This window comes from Bacillus sp. AR13-1, assembly GCF_008042285.1.
In the GTDB taxonomy this organism is placed as follows: Bacteria; Bacillota; Bacilli; order Bacillales; family Bacillaceae_G; genus Bacillus_A; species Bacillus_A mycoides.
The window spans coordinates 1-15,754 of record NZ_QNUA01000054.1 but is presented as its reverse complement, the minus strand read 5'-3'; the positions used below and the strand labels follow the sequence as shown (position 1 = coordinate 15,754).

Annotated in this window: 14 protein-coding genes, 2 tRNA genes, 1 rRNA gene and 2 riboswitches; of the genes, 14 read left to right on the top strand and 3 right to left on the bottom strand. The window is 37.2% G+C overall.

From position 1 onward, the window contains the following. The first annotated feature begins 92 nt into the window (after positions 1–92). From rrf to tsaD, 7 genes are all read left to right on the top strand, one after another. A 5S ribosomal RNA gene (gene rrf / locus DN408_RS28915) occupies positions 93–208 on the top strand. A gap of 12 nt (positions 209–220) precedes the next feature. Beyond that, positions 221–297, top strand: a tRNA-Met gene (locus DN408_RS28910). Positions 298–300: 3 nt separating this feature from the next. Next, positions 301–376 (top strand) — tRNA-Asp (locus DN408_RS28905). Positions 377–550: 174 nt separating this feature from the next. Beyond that, positions 551–1,024 carry a tRNA (adenosine(37)-N6)-threonylcarbamoyltransferase complex ATPase subunit type 1 TsaE gene (gene tsaE, locus DN408_RS28900; RefSeq protein ID WP_002009995.1) on the top strand — a complete coding sequence of 158 codons (474 nt, stop codon included), beginning with the start codon at positions 551–553 and terminating at the stop codon, positions 1,022–1,024. Next, positions 1,005–1,697, top strand: coding sequence for a tRNA (adenosine(37)-N6)-threonylcarbamoyltransferase complex dimerization subunit type 1 TsaB (gene tsaB, locus DN408_RS28895; protein ID WP_078178861.1), 693 nt, complete (start codon positions 1,005–1,007; stop codon positions 1,695–1,697). The genes tsaE and tsaB overlap by 20 nt, the downstream gene beginning before the upstream one ends. 13 nt (positions 1,698–1,710) lie before the next feature. Then, positions 1,711–2,154, top strand: coding sequence for a ribosomal protein S18-alanine N-acetyltransferase (gene rimI / locus DN408_RS28890; protein ID WP_002063534.1), 444 nt, complete (start codon positions 1,711–1,713; stop codon positions 2,152–2,154). After that, positions 2,154–3,170 carry a tRNA (adenosine(37)-N6)-threonylcarbamoyltransferase complex transferase subunit TsaD gene (gene tsaD, locus DN408_RS28885; protein WP_078178860.1) on the top strand — a complete coding sequence of 339 codons (1,017 nt, stop codon included), beginning with the start codon at positions 2,154–2,156 and terminating at the stop codon, positions 3,168–3,170. Before rimI ends, tsaD begins: the two co-directional genes overlap by 1 nt. 413 nt (positions 3,171–3,583) lie before the next feature. On the opposite strand, the gene DN408_RS28880 is transcribed toward tsaD, so the two are convergent. Next, the gene (locus tag DN408_RS28880; RefSeq protein ID WP_090835618.1) at positions 3,584–5,506 is read right to left on the bottom strand and encodes an ABC-F family ATP-binding cassette domain-containing protein; all 1,923 of its coding nucleotides are present in this window, start codon (positions 5,504–5,506) and stop codon (positions 3,584–3,586) included. Positions 5,507–5,693: 187 nt separating this feature from the next. Here DN408_RS28880 and DN408_RS28875 point away from each other — a divergent pair, with 187 nt between their 5' ends. Then, positions 5,694–6,323, top strand: coding sequence for a redox-sensing transcriptional repressor Rex (locus DN408_RS28875; protein ID WP_147740497.1), 630 nt, complete (start codon positions 5,694–5,696; stop codon positions 6,321–6,323). Positions 6,324–6,352: 29 nt separating this feature from the next. Here DN408_RS28875 and DN408_RS28870 read toward each other — a convergent pair whose 3' ends face one another. Both DN408_RS28870 and DN408_RS28865 read right to left on the bottom strand, forming a co-directional pair. Continuing rightward, positions 6,353–6,544: a YdiK family protein gene (locus tag DN408_RS28870; RefSeq protein ID WP_001246201.1), complete on the bottom strand. Its 192-nt coding sequence runs from the start codon at positions 6,542–6,544 to the stop codon at positions 6,353–6,355. Continuing rightward, on the bottom strand, positions 6,541–7,290 hold the full coding sequence (locus DN408_RS28865) for a CPBP family intramembrane glutamic endopeptidase (RefSeq protein ID WP_002009988.1): 750 nt from the start codon (positions 7,288–7,290) through the stop codon (positions 6,541–6,543). Before DN408_RS28865 ends, DN408_RS28870 begins: the two co-directional genes overlap by 4 nt. A gap of 402 nt (positions 7,291–7,692) precedes the next feature. Here DN408_RS28865 and groES point away from each other — a divergent pair, with 402 nt between their 5' ends. From groES to DN408_RS28835, 6 genes are all read left to right on the top strand, one after another. Next, positions 7,693–7,977 carry a co-chaperone GroES gene (groES, locus tag DN408_RS28860; RefSeq protein ID WP_002009985.1) on the top strand — a complete coding sequence of 95 codons (285 nt, stop codon included), beginning with the start codon at positions 7,693–7,695 and terminating at the stop codon, positions 7,975–7,977. 37 nt (positions 7,978–8,014) lie between these two features. Then, complete coding sequence (gene groL, locus DN408_RS28855; RefSeq protein ID WP_002029451.1) at positions 8,015–9,649, top strand: chaperonin GroEL; 1,635 nt, start codon at positions 8,015–8,017, stop codon at positions 9,647–9,649. 139 nt (positions 9,650–9,788) lie between these two features. Beyond that, positions 9,789–9,890: riboswitch (purine riboswitch) on the top strand. A gap of 165 nt (positions 9,891–10,055) precedes the next feature. Continuing rightward, positions 10,056–11,594, top strand: a complete 1,539-nt coding sequence (gene guaA / locus DN408_RS28850) for a glutamine-hydrolyzing GMP synthase (RefSeq protein WP_122974556.1) — start codon at positions 10,056–10,058, stop codon at positions 11,592–11,594. Positions 11,595–11,749: 155 nt separating this feature from the next. Continuing rightward, positions 11,750–11,851, top strand: a riboswitch (purine riboswitch). 127 nt (positions 11,852–11,978) lie between these two features. Next, positions 11,979–13,304, top strand: coding sequence for an NCS2 family permease (locus tag DN408_RS28845; protein ID WP_002091603.1), 1,326 nt, complete (start codon positions 11,979–11,981; stop codon positions 13,302–13,304). Positions 13,305–13,449: 145 nt separating this feature from the next. Next, a complete protein-coding gene (locus tag DN408_RS28840) occupies positions 13,450–14,151 on the top strand; it encodes a response regulator transcription factor (protein WP_002029454.1) in 702 nt (233 codons plus the stop codon). Next, positions 14,135–15,640, top strand: coding sequence for a sensor histidine kinase (locus DN408_RS28835; RefSeq protein WP_016126477.1), 1,506 nt, complete (start codon positions 14,135–14,137; stop codon positions 15,638–15,640). Before DN408_RS28840 ends, DN408_RS28835 begins: the two co-directional genes overlap by 17 nt. Positions 15,641–15,754: the final 114 nt, after the last annotated feature.

Sequence of the window (15,754 nt, the reverse complement as noted above, 5' to 3'; positions counted from 1 at the left end):
ACATGTGGAGCTGACGAATACTAATAGATCGAGGACTTAACCATATAATATGAAGAAATGTTATCTAGTTTTGAAGGAATATACCTTCATAGTTTGGTGATGATGGCAGAGAGGTCACACCCGTTCCCATACCGAACACGGAAGTTAAGCTCTCTAGCGCCGATGGTAGTTGGGACCTTGTCCCTGTGAGAGTAGGACGTTGCCAGGCTATTTATATCATCGCGGGGTGGAGCAGTACGGTAGCTCGTCGGGCTCATAACCCGAAGGTCGCAGGTTCAAATCCTGTCCCCGCAACCAAATGGTCCCGTGGTGTAGTGGTTAACATGCCTGCCTGTCACGCAGGAGATCGCCGGTTCGACCCCGGTCGGGACCGCCATTTTATATAAAGAAAAGAACGAAACAAGTTGTTTCGTATTTTTTTATTTGTTTTAACAAAAAACTAATAAAGACAGTCAAACTATCCTTAGGAAAACTCCTAAGGACTTTTTTATATATTTAAAACCTGTATAATAAAGAGCAGAGAACATTGTGAGTAAAGTAGGTGAAGTCTGTGAGTAAATATGAAATAACAACAAAATCTTCCGAAGAAACCCAGCGATTATCAGAAAAATTAGGGAGACTTGTAAAGGAAAAAGATGTAATTATTTTAGAAGGTGATCTTGGAGCTGGCAAGACGACTTTTACAAAAGGGCTAGCAAAAGGTCTTGGAGTGAAAAGAGTCGTAAATAGTCCTACCTTCAATATTATTAAAGAATATAAAGGAAGATTACCGCTATATCATATGGATGTGTATCGTTTAGCGGAAAGTGAAGAAGATTTAGGATTTGATGAGTATTTCTATGGTGAAGGGATTACAGTAGTAGAATGGGCTCATTTAATAGAAGCATATTTACCGAATGAGAAGTTGCAAATTAGTTTATTCCATGCTGGAGATGATACAAGAAAAATTGTACTCGAGCCAATTGGAGATCGCTATATTAGATTATGTGAGGAGCTATTACAAGATGAAAGTACTAGCAATTGATACTTCAAATTACGTAATGGGTGTATCCCTTATTGAGGAAGGGAACGTGATTGGGGAAATCATTACAAATTTAACAAAAAACCATTCTGTACGTCTTATGCCAGCTGTAGAGAAACTGTTAAAAGAATGCGGTGTAAGACCGAAAGAATTGACTAAAATTGTTGTAGCAGCTGGACCGGGATCATATACAGGTGTTCGTATAGGTGTGACAGCGGCAAAAACATTAGCTTGGTCACTTCAAATACCAATTGTAGGTGTATCAAGTTTGGAAGTGGTGGCTGCAAATGGTACTAATTTTAATGGACTAATTTGTCCTTTATTTGATGGCCGACGTGGTCAAATTTACACGGGGTTATATACATATGAAGGAGAGCGTATAACTTCAATAGAAGAAGACCGAATTATTCTTATTGTTGACTGGTTGCAAATGTTAAAAGATAAAGAACAGCCTGTTTTATTTATTGGTAACGATGTTAAATTGCATAAAGAAACAATTGTAGAATATTTAGGTGATCAAGCTGTATTTGCTCCGTTCACTAAGAATAACCCAAGACCAAGTGAATTAGCATTTTTAGGATTACAAAAAGAAGAACAAGACGTGCATACGTTTGTTCCTAGCTATCTTCGTTTAGCTGAAGCTGAAACAAAATGGTTAGAAAGTCAAAAACAATAGGGGCCTACAGAAGATGGATATGATATTTAGAAAGATGGCACTCGATGATATTGCTCAAATTGTAGCTATTGAAGAAGCATCTTTTTCAACCCCTTGGACTGCAGATGCCTTTCACCGTGAATTAGAGGTGAATGAACATGCACATTATGTCGTGCTAGAAAAAGATGGTCTCGTAATTGGATATTGTGGATTGTGGATAATTATTGATGAATCACATGTAACAAATATAGCTATCCTGCCGGAATACAGAGGTCAAAAGCTAGGGGATGCCTTATTAAAAGAAGTCATTTCCGAAGCGAAAGGTTTAGGAGTAAAAACAATGACACTTGAAGTACGCATGTCAAATGAAGTAGCAAAGCAGTTATACAGAAAATACGGATTTCAAAATGGTGGGATTCGTAAACGATACTATGCAGACAATCAGGAAGATGGTCTTGTAATGTGGGTGAATATATAATGGAAAAAAATACGATTATACTTGGTATTGAAACAAGCTGTGATGAAACAGCTGTAGCAGTTGTTAAAAATGGAACGGAAATCATTGCGAATGTCGTTGCATCGCAAATTGAAAGTCATAAGCGTTTTGGCGGAGTTGTACCAGAGATTGCATCCCGTCATCATGTAGAAGAAATCACAGTTGTGTTAGAAGAAGCTTTAAAAGAAGCGAATATCACTTTTGAGGATATTGATGCAATTGCTGTAACAGAAGGACCAGGTTTAGTCGGAGCACTTTTAATAGGTGTAAATGCAGCGAAAGCTGTGGCTTTTGCTCATGATATCCCTCTAGTTGGTGTTCATCATATTGCTGGTCATATTTATGCGAATCGTTTAGTAAAAGAAGTACAATTCCCGTTACTATCGCTTGTTGTATCCGGTGGACATACGGAGCTTGTTTATATGAAAGAACATGGTTCATTTGAAGTGATTGGTGAAACGCGAGATGATGCGGCAGGAGAAGCTTACGATAAAGTAGCTCGTACATTATCAATGCCTTATCCAGGTGGTCCTCATATTGATCGCCTTGCGCATGAAGGAAAACCAACAATTGATTTGCCTCGTGCGTGGCTAGAACCTGATTCGTATGATTTCAGCTTTAGTGGATTGAAATCAGCAGTTATCAACACTGTGCATAACGCAAAACAGCGCGGTATAGAAATTGCACCAGAAGATTTAGCAGCAAGTTTCCAAGAAAGTGTAATAGATGTACTTGTAACGAAAGCGTCTCGTGCAGCAGATGCTTATAATGTAAAACAAGTGCTTCTTGCTGGTGGAGTAGCTGCTAATAAAGGGCTTCGTGCACGTTTAGCAGCAGAATTTGCACAAAAAGAAAATATAGAGCTAATTATTCCTCCTCTATCTTTATGCACAGATAATGCAGCGATGATTGCGGCTGCAGGTACAATTGCATACGAACAAGGAAAACGCGCTACATTAGCTTTAAATGCAAATCCAGGATTAGATATTGAAGTATAGTTATACACAAAATTAACCACAGCTTGTGGATAAAACCCGAATTATCTGTTGATAATTTGGGTTTTTTTGTGTACATAAAATGTGTATAACTTTTTATCTAGTTGTGGATAATGTGGAAAAGTTATTTGAAAGTTTATATTATAAAGGTGGATATGTGTATAACCTTGTGGATAACATAGAGGAAGTCTGACCTTTGAAGAAATTCTTTTTTGGGAAATAAAAAACAAAGAGATGTCCAAAAAACATTTTGAAACATCCTCCTCTTATTATATAAGGTGCTACTATTGTCAATCCTTGTCGAATGGTTTGTATAATTTCATTTATTATGGTATTGATTCCAAAACAGAAAATAAAAAGGAGGTCATCTCGTCAAAAAGCCCGACTTATGAGACATCCTCCTCTTTTAAATTCTCTTATATATGCAGTTCTTCCCATTCTGCCATACAAGCTTCAAGCTGTTCTTGCAGTGTTTGTTTTTTAGTTGTAATTTCACTAGCCTTTTCATAATCTGCATATATTTCTGGTAAGCAAAGTTGGTCTTCTAACGTAGCAATTTCTTCTTCTAAGCCTACGATATTTTGTTCCAGTTCTTCAATTTTTCGAGTACGTTGACGCTCTAACTGTTTACGTTCTTTTTCTTCGAGATAATTTAATTTTTCTTGTGCCACCACTTTTTGAACAGGTACTTCATCTTCTTGCTCTAGTTCCGCACGTTCAATCATTTCATTTTTCTTTTCAACGTAATAATCGTAATCACCTAAATATTCTTGTGCACCTTCTGTTGATAACTCAACAACGGTTGTCGTTACGCGATTAATAAAGTAGCGGTCATGAGAGACGAATAGAAGAGTACCTGGGTAATCAATTAAAGCATTCTCCAAAATCTCTTTACTATTTAAATCAAGATGGTTTGTTGGCTCATCGAGAATTAATAAATTGGATTTTTGCATCATAAGTTTTGCAAGAGCTAGTCGAGCCTTTTGTCCACCACTAAGAGAAGATACTGGTTTGAGTACATCATCCCCTGTGAATAAAAAGTTGCCTAGTATAGTGCGAATTTCTTTTTCGGGCTGCAATGGATATTCATCCCATAATTCATTTAAAACTCGCTTCGAAGATGTTAAGTTGGCTTGTTCTTGATCATAATAACCAACAGATACGTTTGACCCGAAAGCAACGTTTCCATGTAATAGCTGTAACTTATTCACAATGGATTTTAATAATGTAGATTTTCCAATTCCGTTTGGCCCAACTAAGGCAACACTGTCACCGCGAGTTAAGCGCATATTTACATGTTCAATAATCGGTTCCTGATAATAGCCAATAGTTGCATCTTTCACTTGTAAAACATCATTTCCACTTTGTTTTTCAATATCGAAGTGGAAGGAAGCTGATTTAGAATCGCCTAATGGTCTAGTTAATACTTCCATTCTGTCTAATTGTTTACGGCGACTTTGAGCGCGTTTTGTCGTAGATGCACGAGCTATATTTTTTTGTACAAAGTCTTCCAGTTTAGAAATTTCATCTTGTTGTTTTTCATAACGCTTCATTTCTTGCTCGTATAGAGCTGATTTTGAGTCTAAATATTTACTGTAGTTACCAACAAATCGTCGGCTTTCCTTATTAGAAATTTCGTATACTTGTGTAACGAGTTTATCTAAGAAATAACGGTCATGGGAAACGATTAAAATCGCGCCAGGATAGCCTTGTAAATATTGTTCAAGCCATGTTAGTGTCTCGATGTCCAAATGGTTTGTAGGTTCGTCTAAAATAAGTAAGTCTGGTCTAGTTAATAATAATTTCCCAAGAGCTAATCGAGTCTTTTGTCCACCACTTAATGTGGAAATTTTCGTCTGATGCGTTTCAACTGGGAAGCCAAGCCCGCTTAAAATTGAGCGTATATCCGCTTCGTACTGATAGCCGCCTTGATCTTTATAATCTAATTGTAATTGGTCATAATCAGCTAATAATTTCTCATATATAGCCGCATTTGAAAAGTTTTCTTCTTTTCCCATCTCTTGCTCTAGCCTTCGAAGTTTTGTCTCCATCTGCTGCAAGTGTGTAAAGACGGTTAACATTTCATCCCAAATTGTTAAAGACGTTTCTAATCCGGTATTTTGAGCTAAATACCCCATTGAGACATCTTTCGGTTTTATAATTTCACCACCATCATGAGATAACTCGCCAGCTATTATTTTTAATAATGTAGATTTTCCAGCTCCATTTCGTCCGACTAATGCGATACGATCTTTTGTTTGTACTTCCAATTTTATGTTTGCAAGAATCGTTTCTGCACCGTATAATTTCGAAAGCCCATTCACTTGTAATAATATCAATGTTTTCACCTCAAATAATTTCTTAACTTTGCCATGTTTATATTTCTCAATCATACTAAAAATAGTGTATAGTTTAAAATAAAGAGAGAATACTTCTTCTCTTTATTATACAAGGAAATTCATGAGTACTAAACTTCTGTATTTGATTCAAGTATAAGAATAAAGATAGGAAGAGAGGAGAGGTTATATGGATCAGCAAAAAATTCCACAGGCCGCTGCCAAACGATTGCCTCTATACTATCGATTTATCCAAAACTTATCTCTTTCTGGTAAGCAACGTGTTTCATCAGCCGAATTGAGTGAAGCGGTAAAGGTTGATTCCGCAACTATTCGAAGAGATTTTTCATATTTTGGAGCGTTAGGGAAAAAAGGATATGGATATAACGTAAATTATTTATTATCATTTTTCCGTGAAACACTCGACCAAGATGATATAACACGCGTGGCACTTATTGGAGTAGGTAATTTAGGGACCGCTTTCTTACATTATAATTTCACGAAAAACAATAATACAAAAATTGAAATGGCGTTTGATGTTAGTGAAGAGAAAGTTGGAACAGAAATCGGAGGCATTCCTGTATATCATTTGGATGAACTAGAAGAACGTTTATCAACTGATATACAAGTGGCAATATTAACGGTACCCGCTACAGTAGCGCAATCTGTGGCAGATAGATTGGCAGAAACGAACGTGCATGGTATTTTAAATTTCACACCAGCACGCTTAAATGTGTCAGAGAATATAAGGATTCATCACATTGATTTAGCTGTAGAGTTACAAACTCTTGTTTACTTTTTGAAGAATTATCCACAATAAAACGCAGAGGAGATGACCTCTGCGTTTTATTATTGTTTTTTCTTTGTGAATTTAACTAAGATAAGGCGAAGTGCCAAATTAAAATCAATTGTTGCCATAACTGCAAATAGTATTGTCCACATATTCCAGATTGTATCTGTTACGTTCGTAATGGCGAAGCGTGTAAAGATACATCCAAGAAGAAAGTACAATGCAGCCATGAACAATGGTGAGTTTCTCATACTAAAAATCCTCCGATAAAGCCTTGCATTTTTTCAGCTTCTTTAATCATTTCTTGAATTTGCTCATTGCTTACTACAACTTGAGCAACTGCAACTAATGTATTCATTGCAACATGAGCTGCAATAGGAACTATAATTCGTTTCGTTTTTACGTATAAAAAGGCGAATACGAGCCCCATAGAAGTGTATACCAATAAGTGAGTAAAATCAAAATGAATCGCCGCGAATACAAGTGAACTAATAATAGCGGCAATAAAGAAGTTAAACTTCTTATAAAGTGTACCGAATAAAATTTTTCTAAATACGATTTCTTCCAAAATAGGTCCTATTATAGATATGACAATAAGGAACCAAGGTGTCGTTCTTGCGATGTCCATAAGTCTTGCTGTATTTTCAGATCCCGGTGTAATCCCTAATAAACGCATTTCGATCATACCGGCAATGCTTTGTGAGAACAGCGCTAAGAAGAAACCAATAAAAATCCACCCAATTGTAGCTGGAACAGTAGAGCGCATTTTATCTAAATGCCTGTCACGAATGTCTGTTCTGAGTAACCAAAGTACAACGCATAATGCAATGAAAAAGCTAATGATAGCCCAATGACCAGTTATGAGTTGAAGTTTTTCCTCTCTAGTAAATCCCCTATTATCGTATAGTCCAGTTTTCAGGAGAAGCGGTAACCCGGCAATGCCTGATAACTGCATTAAAATGTATGTAACGATAATCCACCAATATTGTTTTTTCAAATGGTTTAACCATCCTTTCTAACGCTAGTGTATGAGATAAGGTAGGATAACATGTAAATATGCTACCTACGATATAAACTTTCATTTGAATTATATTTTTTTTGTAAATAAGTATTTGAAAATAAAATAGGAGACAGGAAAAAGTTGTACGTTTAGCGAAAACAACTTAGGGTGTCTTTCATATTGTAACATACAAGAAGTGGGAACAACGATTCATATAGTAAAGGCAGTAGAAGAAGTAATGATATCTAGGAAAGTGCATAAAGTAATTTGCGAAAAAATTATGATTTTTTTACTTGCAAAAGAAATTGAGATTATTTATTATTAGAAGTGTGTTAGCACTCGTGTGACTTGAGTGCTAATAAATAAAATTTACATAACAAAATGAGGAGGTTATTGTTCATGCTAAAGCCATTAGGTGATCGCGTTGTAATTGAACTTGTTCAAGCAGAAGAAAAAACAGCAAGTGGTATTGTATTACCAGAAACTGCAAAAGAAAAACCACAAGAGGGTAAAGTTATTGCAGTAGGTACAGGCCGAGTGCTTGAAAATGGTGAGCGTGTTGCTTTAGAGGTAGCAGCAGGTGATCTTATCATCTTCTCAAAATATGCAGGTACTGAAGTGAAATACGAAGGTACAGACTACTTGATTTTACGTGAAAGTGACATTTTAGCAATTATCGGTTAATTATATACATTTTAAAAATCCAAGGGGGTCAATTATTATGGCAAAAGATATTAAATTTAGTGAAGAAGCACGTCGTTCGATGCTTCGCGGTGTCGACACTCTTGCAAACGCAGTAAAAGTAACGCTTGGACCAAAAGGTCGTAACGTTGTACTTGAGAAAAAATTTGGTTCACCACTTATTACAAATGACGGTGTAACAATCGCAAAAGAAATCGAATTAGAAGATGCATTCGAAAACATGGGTGCGAAATTAGTAGCAGAAGTTGCTAGCAAAACAAACGATGTAGCTGGTGACGGAACGACAACTGCAACTGTATTAGCGCAAGCTATGATTCGTGAAGGTCTTAAAAACGTAACAGCTGGTGCAAACCCAATGGGTCTTCGTAAAGGTATCGAAAAAGCTGTTACTGCTGCAATTGAAGAATTAAAAGCGATTTCTAAACCAATCGAAGGTAAATCTTCTATCGCACAAGTAGCTGCTATTTCTTCGGCTGACGAAGAAGTAGGTCAATTAATCGCTGAAGCAATGGAGCGCGTTGGTAACGACGGCGTTATTACTTTAGAAGAATCTAAAGGATTCACAACAGAATTAGACGTAGTAGAAGGTATGCAATTTGATCGTGGATATGCATCTCCTTACATGATTACTGATTCTGACAAAATGGAAGCAGTTCTTGATAACCCATACATTTTAATTACTGACAAAAAGATTTCTAACATCCAAGAAATCTTACCAGTATTAGAGCAAGTGGTACAACAAGGTAAACCACTTCTTATCATTGCTGAAGATGTAGAAGGCGAAGCGTTAGCTACATTAGTAGTGAACAAACTTCGTGGTACATTCAATGTAGTTGCTGTTAAAGCTCCTGGATTTGGTGACCGTCGTAAAGCAATGCTAGAAGATATCGCAATCTTAACTGGTGGCGAAGTAATCACTGAAGAATTAGGACGTGACTTAAAATCTGCTACAGTTGAATCTTTAGGACGTGCTGGTAAAATTGTTGTAACGAAAGAAAACACAACTGTAGTTGAAGGTATTGGAAATTCACAACAAATCGAAGCTCGCATCGGTCAAATCCGCGCGCAATTAGAAGAAACTACTTCTGAATTCGATCGTGAAAAATTACAAGAGCGTCTTGCTAAACTTGCGGGCGGTGTAGCAGTAATTAAAGTAGGTGCAGCAACTGAAACTGAGTTAAAAGAGCGCAAACTTCGCATTGAAGATGCACTTAACTCAACTCGTGCAGCAGTAGAAGAAGGTATTGTTGCGGGTGGTGGTACTTCACTTATGAACGTATACACAAAAGTAGCTTCTATCGTAGCTGAAGGCGACGAAGCAACAGGTATCAACATCGTACTTCGTGCACTAGAAGAGCCAGTTCGTCAAATCGCAATCAACGCTGGTCTAGAAGGATCTGTAGTTGTAGAGCGTCTAAAAGGCGAAAAAGTAGGCGTTGGTTTCAACGCAGCTACTGGCGAATGGGTTAACATGCTTGAGTCTGGTATCGTAGATCCAGCTAAAGTAACTCGTTCTGCACTTCAAAACGCAGCATCTGTTGCAGCTATGTTCTTAACGACTGAAGCTGTAGTTGCTGACAAGCCAGAACCAAATGCACCAGCAATGCCTGACATGGGCGGCATGGGCATGGGCGGTATGGGCGGAATGATGTAATTCCGTTCTCCCGAAAAACATCCACTTCTATATAGAAGTGGATGTTTTTTTATGTTTTTGAGCGCAGGAAAATAATTTCTGTAGAATTTTGTCGCTTTCTCTCTTGACCATACTGATACTTCATTGTTAGAATCTAGGAAGATAATATAAAACAATCCTTCATATATCCTCGATGATATGGTTTGAGAGTCTCTACCGGGTTACCGTAAACAACCTGACTATGAAGGCAGTGCGTCTTATATTTATAAAGAGCGGAAGACTATCTTTCTTTATAAAGCCAGACCCCTGCCTTTTCTTTGTCATGAGACTAGAGGCGGAGGACTGGCTTTTTTTATTATATTAGTAATGCTTTTCGCCAAATTGGTGAAAATATTTATATACGAGAACTAACGTTGGGGTGATTATTTTGAAGAAGCAGCATGATACAATTATCGTTTTAGATTTTGGGAGTCAGTACAATCAGTTAATAGCACGTCGAATTCGTGAGTTCGGTGTATACAGTGAACTTCATCCACATACAATTACTGCAGAAGAAATTAAAGCAATGAATCCAAAAGGGATTATCTTCTCTGGTGGACCAAATAGTGTATACGGTGAAGGTGCATTACATTGTGATGAAAAAATCTTTGAACTAGGATTACCGATTTTCGGTATTTGTTACGGTATGCAGCTTATGACACAACACTTTGGTGGTAAAGTAGAACGTGCCAACCACCGTGAGTATGGAAAAGCTGTTCTTAAAGTAGAGAACGAATCAAAATTATATGCGAACCTTCCAGAAGAGCAAGTTGTATGGATGAGCCATGGTGACTTAGTAACTGGTTTACCTGAAGGATTCGTAGTAGATGCAACAAGTGAGTCTTGTCCAATTGCTGGTATGAGCAATGAAGCGGAAAACTTATACGGTGTACAATTCCACCCAGAAGTACGTCACTCTGAGCACGGTAACGATTTAATTAAAAACTTCGTATTCGGCGTATGTGGTTGTTCTGAAGGATGGAACATGGAGAACTTTATAGAAGTAGAATTAGAGAAGATCCGTGAAACTGTTGGAGACAAAAAAGTATTATGCGCACTTAGTGGCGGTGTAGACTCTTCTGTTGTAGCAGTATTAATTCATAAAGCGATTGGTGATCAATTAACATGTATTTTCGTGGACCACGGTTTACTTCGTAAAGATGAAGCAGAAGGTGTTATGAAAACATTTAGCGAAGGCTTCCATATGAACGTTATTAAAGTGGATGCACAAGAGCGCTTCATGAACAAGTTAAAAGGTGTAGAAGATCCAGAGCAAAAACGTAAAATCATTGGTAATGAATTCATTTACGTATTTGATGATGAAGCTTCTAAATTACAAGGAATGGACTTCCTAGCGCAAGGTACACTTTACACGGATATCGTTGAAAGTGGTACAGCAACTGCACAAACAATTAAATCTCACCATAACGTTGGTGGACTTCCAGAAGACATGCAGTTCAAATTAATTGAGCCTTTAAATACTTTATTTAAAGACGAAGTACGTGTATTAGGATCAGAACTAGGAATTCCTGATGAAATCGTATGGCGTCAACCATTCCCAGGCCCTGGTCTTGGTATTCGTGTATTAGGTGAAATTACAGAAGAGAAATTAGAAATCGTTCGTGAATCTGATGCAATTTTACGTGAAGAAATTATAAAAGCAGGATTAGACCGCGAAGTTTGGCAATACTTCACTGCGCTTCCTGGTATGCGTAGCGTAGGTGTTATGGGTGACGAGCGTACTTACGATTACACAGTAGGTATCCGTGCAGTAACATCTATCGATGGTATGACAGCTGACTGGGCACGTATCCCTTGGGACGTATTAGAGAAAATCTCTGTACGTATCGTAAACGAAGTAAAACACGTTAACCGTATCGTGTATGATATAACAAGTAAGCCACCAGCAACTATTGAGTGGGAATAGTATTGTAATAAAAAAGATCCATCTATCGTTCATGTATAGATGGATCTTTTTGTTTTCACTCTTAATACGAACGAAAATATAAAAATTTATAAAAATGTTCGTTTTTAAATTGACAAAACCACCTCATCGAGTTAATATGAGTATGTAATTCAAACGAAAAGTGAATATTATGCCGTCGTATAATATCGGGGATATGGCCCGAAAGTTTCTACCTAGCTACCGTAAATGGCTTGACTACGAGGCGTTTTGATAAAGATGAGGGGAAACTTGTCTTTATTCATAGAACGCTTCCATGTATATGCAATGGAAGCCTTTTTTATTTTTATAGATAAAAGAGGGCTAGGGGAAATACGGCGAGTAATCATATAACGGGGGAAACGTAAGATGAAACGCTATTTTCAGTTTGATGAACTCGGCACAAATTATAAAACAGAGTTCATAGCAGGTTTAACGACATTTCTATCTATGGCTTACGTACTATTTGTCAATCCTGCTACGCTGTCGCTTGGAAATGTTAAAGGATTACCGGCAGGTACAGGAATGGATCCAGGTGCAGTATTCGTTGCTACAGCATTAGCAGCGGCGATTGGTTCGTTAATTATGGGGATATTTGCGAAGTATCCGATTGCTTTAGCGCCAGGTATGGGAATAAACGCGTTCTTTGCTTATACAGCGGTGTTAACGATGGGAATTCCGTGGCAAACGGCAATTGCTGGAACATTAATGTCAGGTATTATCTTTATTATTCTTACTGCTTCAGGTATTCGTGAAAAAATCATTAATGCAATTCCAGTAGAGTTAAAGTTTGCAGTAGCGGCGGGTATTGGATTATTCATTGCCTTCCTTGGATTCCAAAACGCTGGAATTATCGTAAAGAATGATGCTGTTCTTGTTGGGTTGGGGGACTTAACAAAGGGCACAACGTTACTAGCAATCTTCGGAGTTGTTACTACAATCATTTTCATGATTAAAAAAATAAATGGTGCAGTTTTCTACGGTATGATCCTTACGGCGATCTTAGGAGTAGCGACTGGATTAATTGATACACCAAAAGCTGTAGTGGGAGCAATACCGAGTCTAGAACCAACGTTCGGGGTAGCATTAACTCACTTTGGAGACATTTTCACTGTTGAAATGGCGATTGTTATTATAACGTTCTTCTTTATCGATTTCTTTGATACAGCAGGTACGCTTGTAGCGGTTGCGAATCAAGCGGGATTAATGAAGAACAATAAATTACCACGTGCAGGTAAAGCGTTATTTGCAGATGCGATTGCAACTGTAATTGGTGCGATTTTAGGTACATCAACAACAACGTCTTACATTGAATCGTCTGCGGGGGTAGCAGCAGGAGGACGTTCTGGATTTACAGCGGTTGTAACAGCAGGGTTCTTCTTACTGGCACTATTCTTCTCGCCGCTATTAAGTGTTGTGACACCAGCTGTAACAGCGCCAGCATTAATCATTGTAGGAATCTTGATGGTTTCATCTTTAGGAGAAATTGATTGGAAGAAATTTGAGATTGCAGTGCCAGCGTTCTTTACTATCATTTCAATGCCACTTACGTATAGTATCGCAACAGGAATTGCAATCGGGTTTATCTTCTATCCAATTACAATGGTTGTGAGTGGTCGTCGTAAAGAGATTCATCCAATTATGTATGTTATGGGAGTTTTATTCGTACTATATTTCATCTACGTTCGTAAATAAAAGGGGTTTTTTGAAAGGTCTAGACTTGAGGGGAGTCTAGACCTTTTGTGCGTCTTCAGAAAATCTTAAGGATTTCCGAGCGTTTTTCTTCAGAAGTTTTCTTATAATAGAAGTTAGGGATTAAAAAAGTGATGGGGGAGATAGTATGGCCGGGGAAACGATACTTGTCGTAGATGATGAAAAAGAAATTAGGAACCTTATTACAATTTATTTAAAGAACGAAGGATATAAAGTACTGCAAGCAGGGGACGGAGAAGAAGGGTTACGTATATTAGAAGAAAATGAAGTGCACTTAGTCGTATTAGATATTATGATGCCGAAAGTAGATGGTATTCATATGTGTATGAAAGTAAGGGAAGCGAAGGAAATGCCGATTATTATGCTTTCGGCAAAAACGCAAGATATGGATAAAATTTTAGGATTAACAACAGGTGCAGATGATTATGTAGCAAAACCGTTTAACCCGTTAGAGTTAATCGCAAGAATTAAATCGCAGCTACGTCGTTATATGAAAATGAATGGCTTTGCTATTCAAAATGAGGACGAGTTAGAAATTGGAGAGATGAAAATAAACATCTCCACTCATACAGTCATTGTGGATGGAGAAGAAGTGAAACTGACCCCGAGGGAATTTTCAATTTTAGAATTACTAGTCCGTAATCCGGGGATGGTCTTTAGTGCGGAACAAATTTATGAAAAGGTTTGGAACGAAAGATCCTTCCAGTCGGATAACACGGTAATGGTTCATATTCGGAAAGTGCGTGAAAAGATTGAGGAGAATCCAAGGAAGCCAATATATATAAAAACAGTATGGGGAGTGGGGTATAAGATTGAAAAAGATATTTAATCCATTTACTTATGTTAGGAAAATTCGAGAATTAATTGGAAAGATAGTGAAGAGTGTGAAACGGAGTATACGAATTCAACTTATTACTGCGTTTACTGCTTGTGCGTTGTTAGGGATTTTGTCAGCGAAGGCAGCAGCACCGTTTTTTGAGAATGCGAATCGAGAGGCGACGATCGATTATCGGGTTGGTATGGAACAAATTAATCAACAAGCTCAAAGTGTGGCAAGTAGTTCAGTTCATGAAAATAAATTAGAAGCTATATCAACTATGATTGAAATAGAGAATCAAAATTTAGAACAAAACTCTAGAGCTTTAAAAGTATTGGTCACTGACGAGAGCGGTAAAGTTTTATATAAAACGAAGCAGGCGCAAGAAGAGCAAATTGATTTGCATAATACAATTCGTAATGCATCATCGTTTGCGATTAATTATATGAATGGTAGAAAAGAATTTGAAAGTACGAGAAAAGAATTTATAGCTTTTGCACCTATTACAATAGAAGATAAGAATTTATACATGTTTGTTAGTGGGATTCCAGAAGGTGAAGTAATATATGATACGCAAGAAGGACCGTTTCCGTTTTTCATAGGTGTACTTGTATTTATTTTCTCTTTCTTCTATATAACAAAGAGAAAGATGAAGCAAATTGAAGCGATGGCACAAGGTGTCAAGGAAATAGAAAAAGGAAACTTAGCGTACCGTATTGAGAAAAAAGGTGAAGATGAGATTGCGTCTTTAACTGAGAATATTAATAATATGGCGGAAGAGCTTATGAATAATATAGAAAAGGAACGTAAATTAGAGAAGCAAAAGAATGAGCTTATTACGAATGTATCACACGATTTACGTACACCACTGACTTCTATAATGGGTTACTTGCGATTACTTCGAGATTCTAAATATGAAAATAAAGAACAACATGATGAGTATACGAGAATTGCTTTTGCAAAGTCGGAGCAGTTAAAGAATTTAATAGAAGATTTATTTGAGTATACGAAGTTAACGAATGAACAAGTTGTATTAGAAAAACAGGAAGTGTGTGTAAATGAGTTACTTGATCAATTAATAGAAGAGTTAGTACCACAAGCGGAAGAGCATGGCCTTATGTTTGTTAAGAAGTTTCCTGAGGAACGTGCATATGCGATGATTGATTCGGAAAAGATGGTCCGTGTATTCGACAACTTACTAATGAATGCAATTAAGTATAGTAAAGATGACGGAGAGATAAAAGTTTCTCTTCAAAGGCAGCGCAGGAATATACAAATTGTTATTGCGAATCATAGTGAAGAGTTTACGAGAGAAGAGTTAGGGAACTTGTTTGAACGGTTTTATAAGAAAGATCAATCTAGAAGTAGAGTAACAGAAGGTTCGGGGCTCGGATTAGCTATTGCGAAAAGTATTGTTGAGTTGCAAGGTGGTAGTATTCGAGCTGAGTATGAGGACGGGATCGTTCAGTTCATCGTTTCATTACCAATTATAGAAAAATAATAAATGAATAGAATGTTATAGGATAAAAAGGCTTATTTTAAAAGGGATAAGCCTTTTTATATTTTTTTAGAAAAACATATTGACGATTAGAGTTTAGAGGTGTAATATAGAACA

Excerpts from the sequence above, each read along its gene's own strand:
- tsaB (WP_078178861.1), top strand. The coding sequence starts at position 1,005 with ATGAAAGTACTAGCAATTGATACTTCAAATTACGTAATGGGTGTATCC.
- rimI (WP_002063534.1), top strand. The coding sequence starts at position 1,711 with ATGGATATGATATTTAGAAAGATGGCACTCGATGATATTGCTCAAATT.
- tsaD (WP_078178860.1), top strand. The coding sequence starts at position 2,154 with ATGGAAAAAAATACGATTATACTTGGTATTGAAACAAGCTGTGATGAA.
- DN408_RS28875 (WP_147740497.1), top strand. The coding sequence starts at position 5,694 with ATGGATCAGCAAAAAATTCCACAGGCCGCTGCCAAACGATTGCCTCTA.
- DN408_RS28870 (WP_001246201.1), bottom strand. The coding sequence starts at position 6,544 with ATGAGAAACTCACCATTGTTCATGGCTGCATTGTACTTTCTTCTTGGA.
- groES (WP_002009985.1), top strand. The coding sequence starts at position 7,693 with ATGCTAAAGCCATTAGGTGATCGCGTTGTAATTGAACTTGTTCAAGCA.
- groL (WP_002029451.1), top strand. The coding sequence starts at position 8,015 with ATGGCAAAAGATATTAAATTTAGTGAAGAAGCACGTCGTTCGATGCTT.
- DN408_RS28845 (WP_002091603.1), top strand. The coding sequence starts at position 11,979 with ATGAAACGCTATTTTCAGTTTGATGAACTCGGCACAAATTATAAAACA.
- DN408_RS28840 (WP_002029454.1), top strand. The coding sequence starts at position 13,450 with ATGGCCGGGGAAACGATACTTGTCGTAGATGATGAAAAAGAAATTAGG.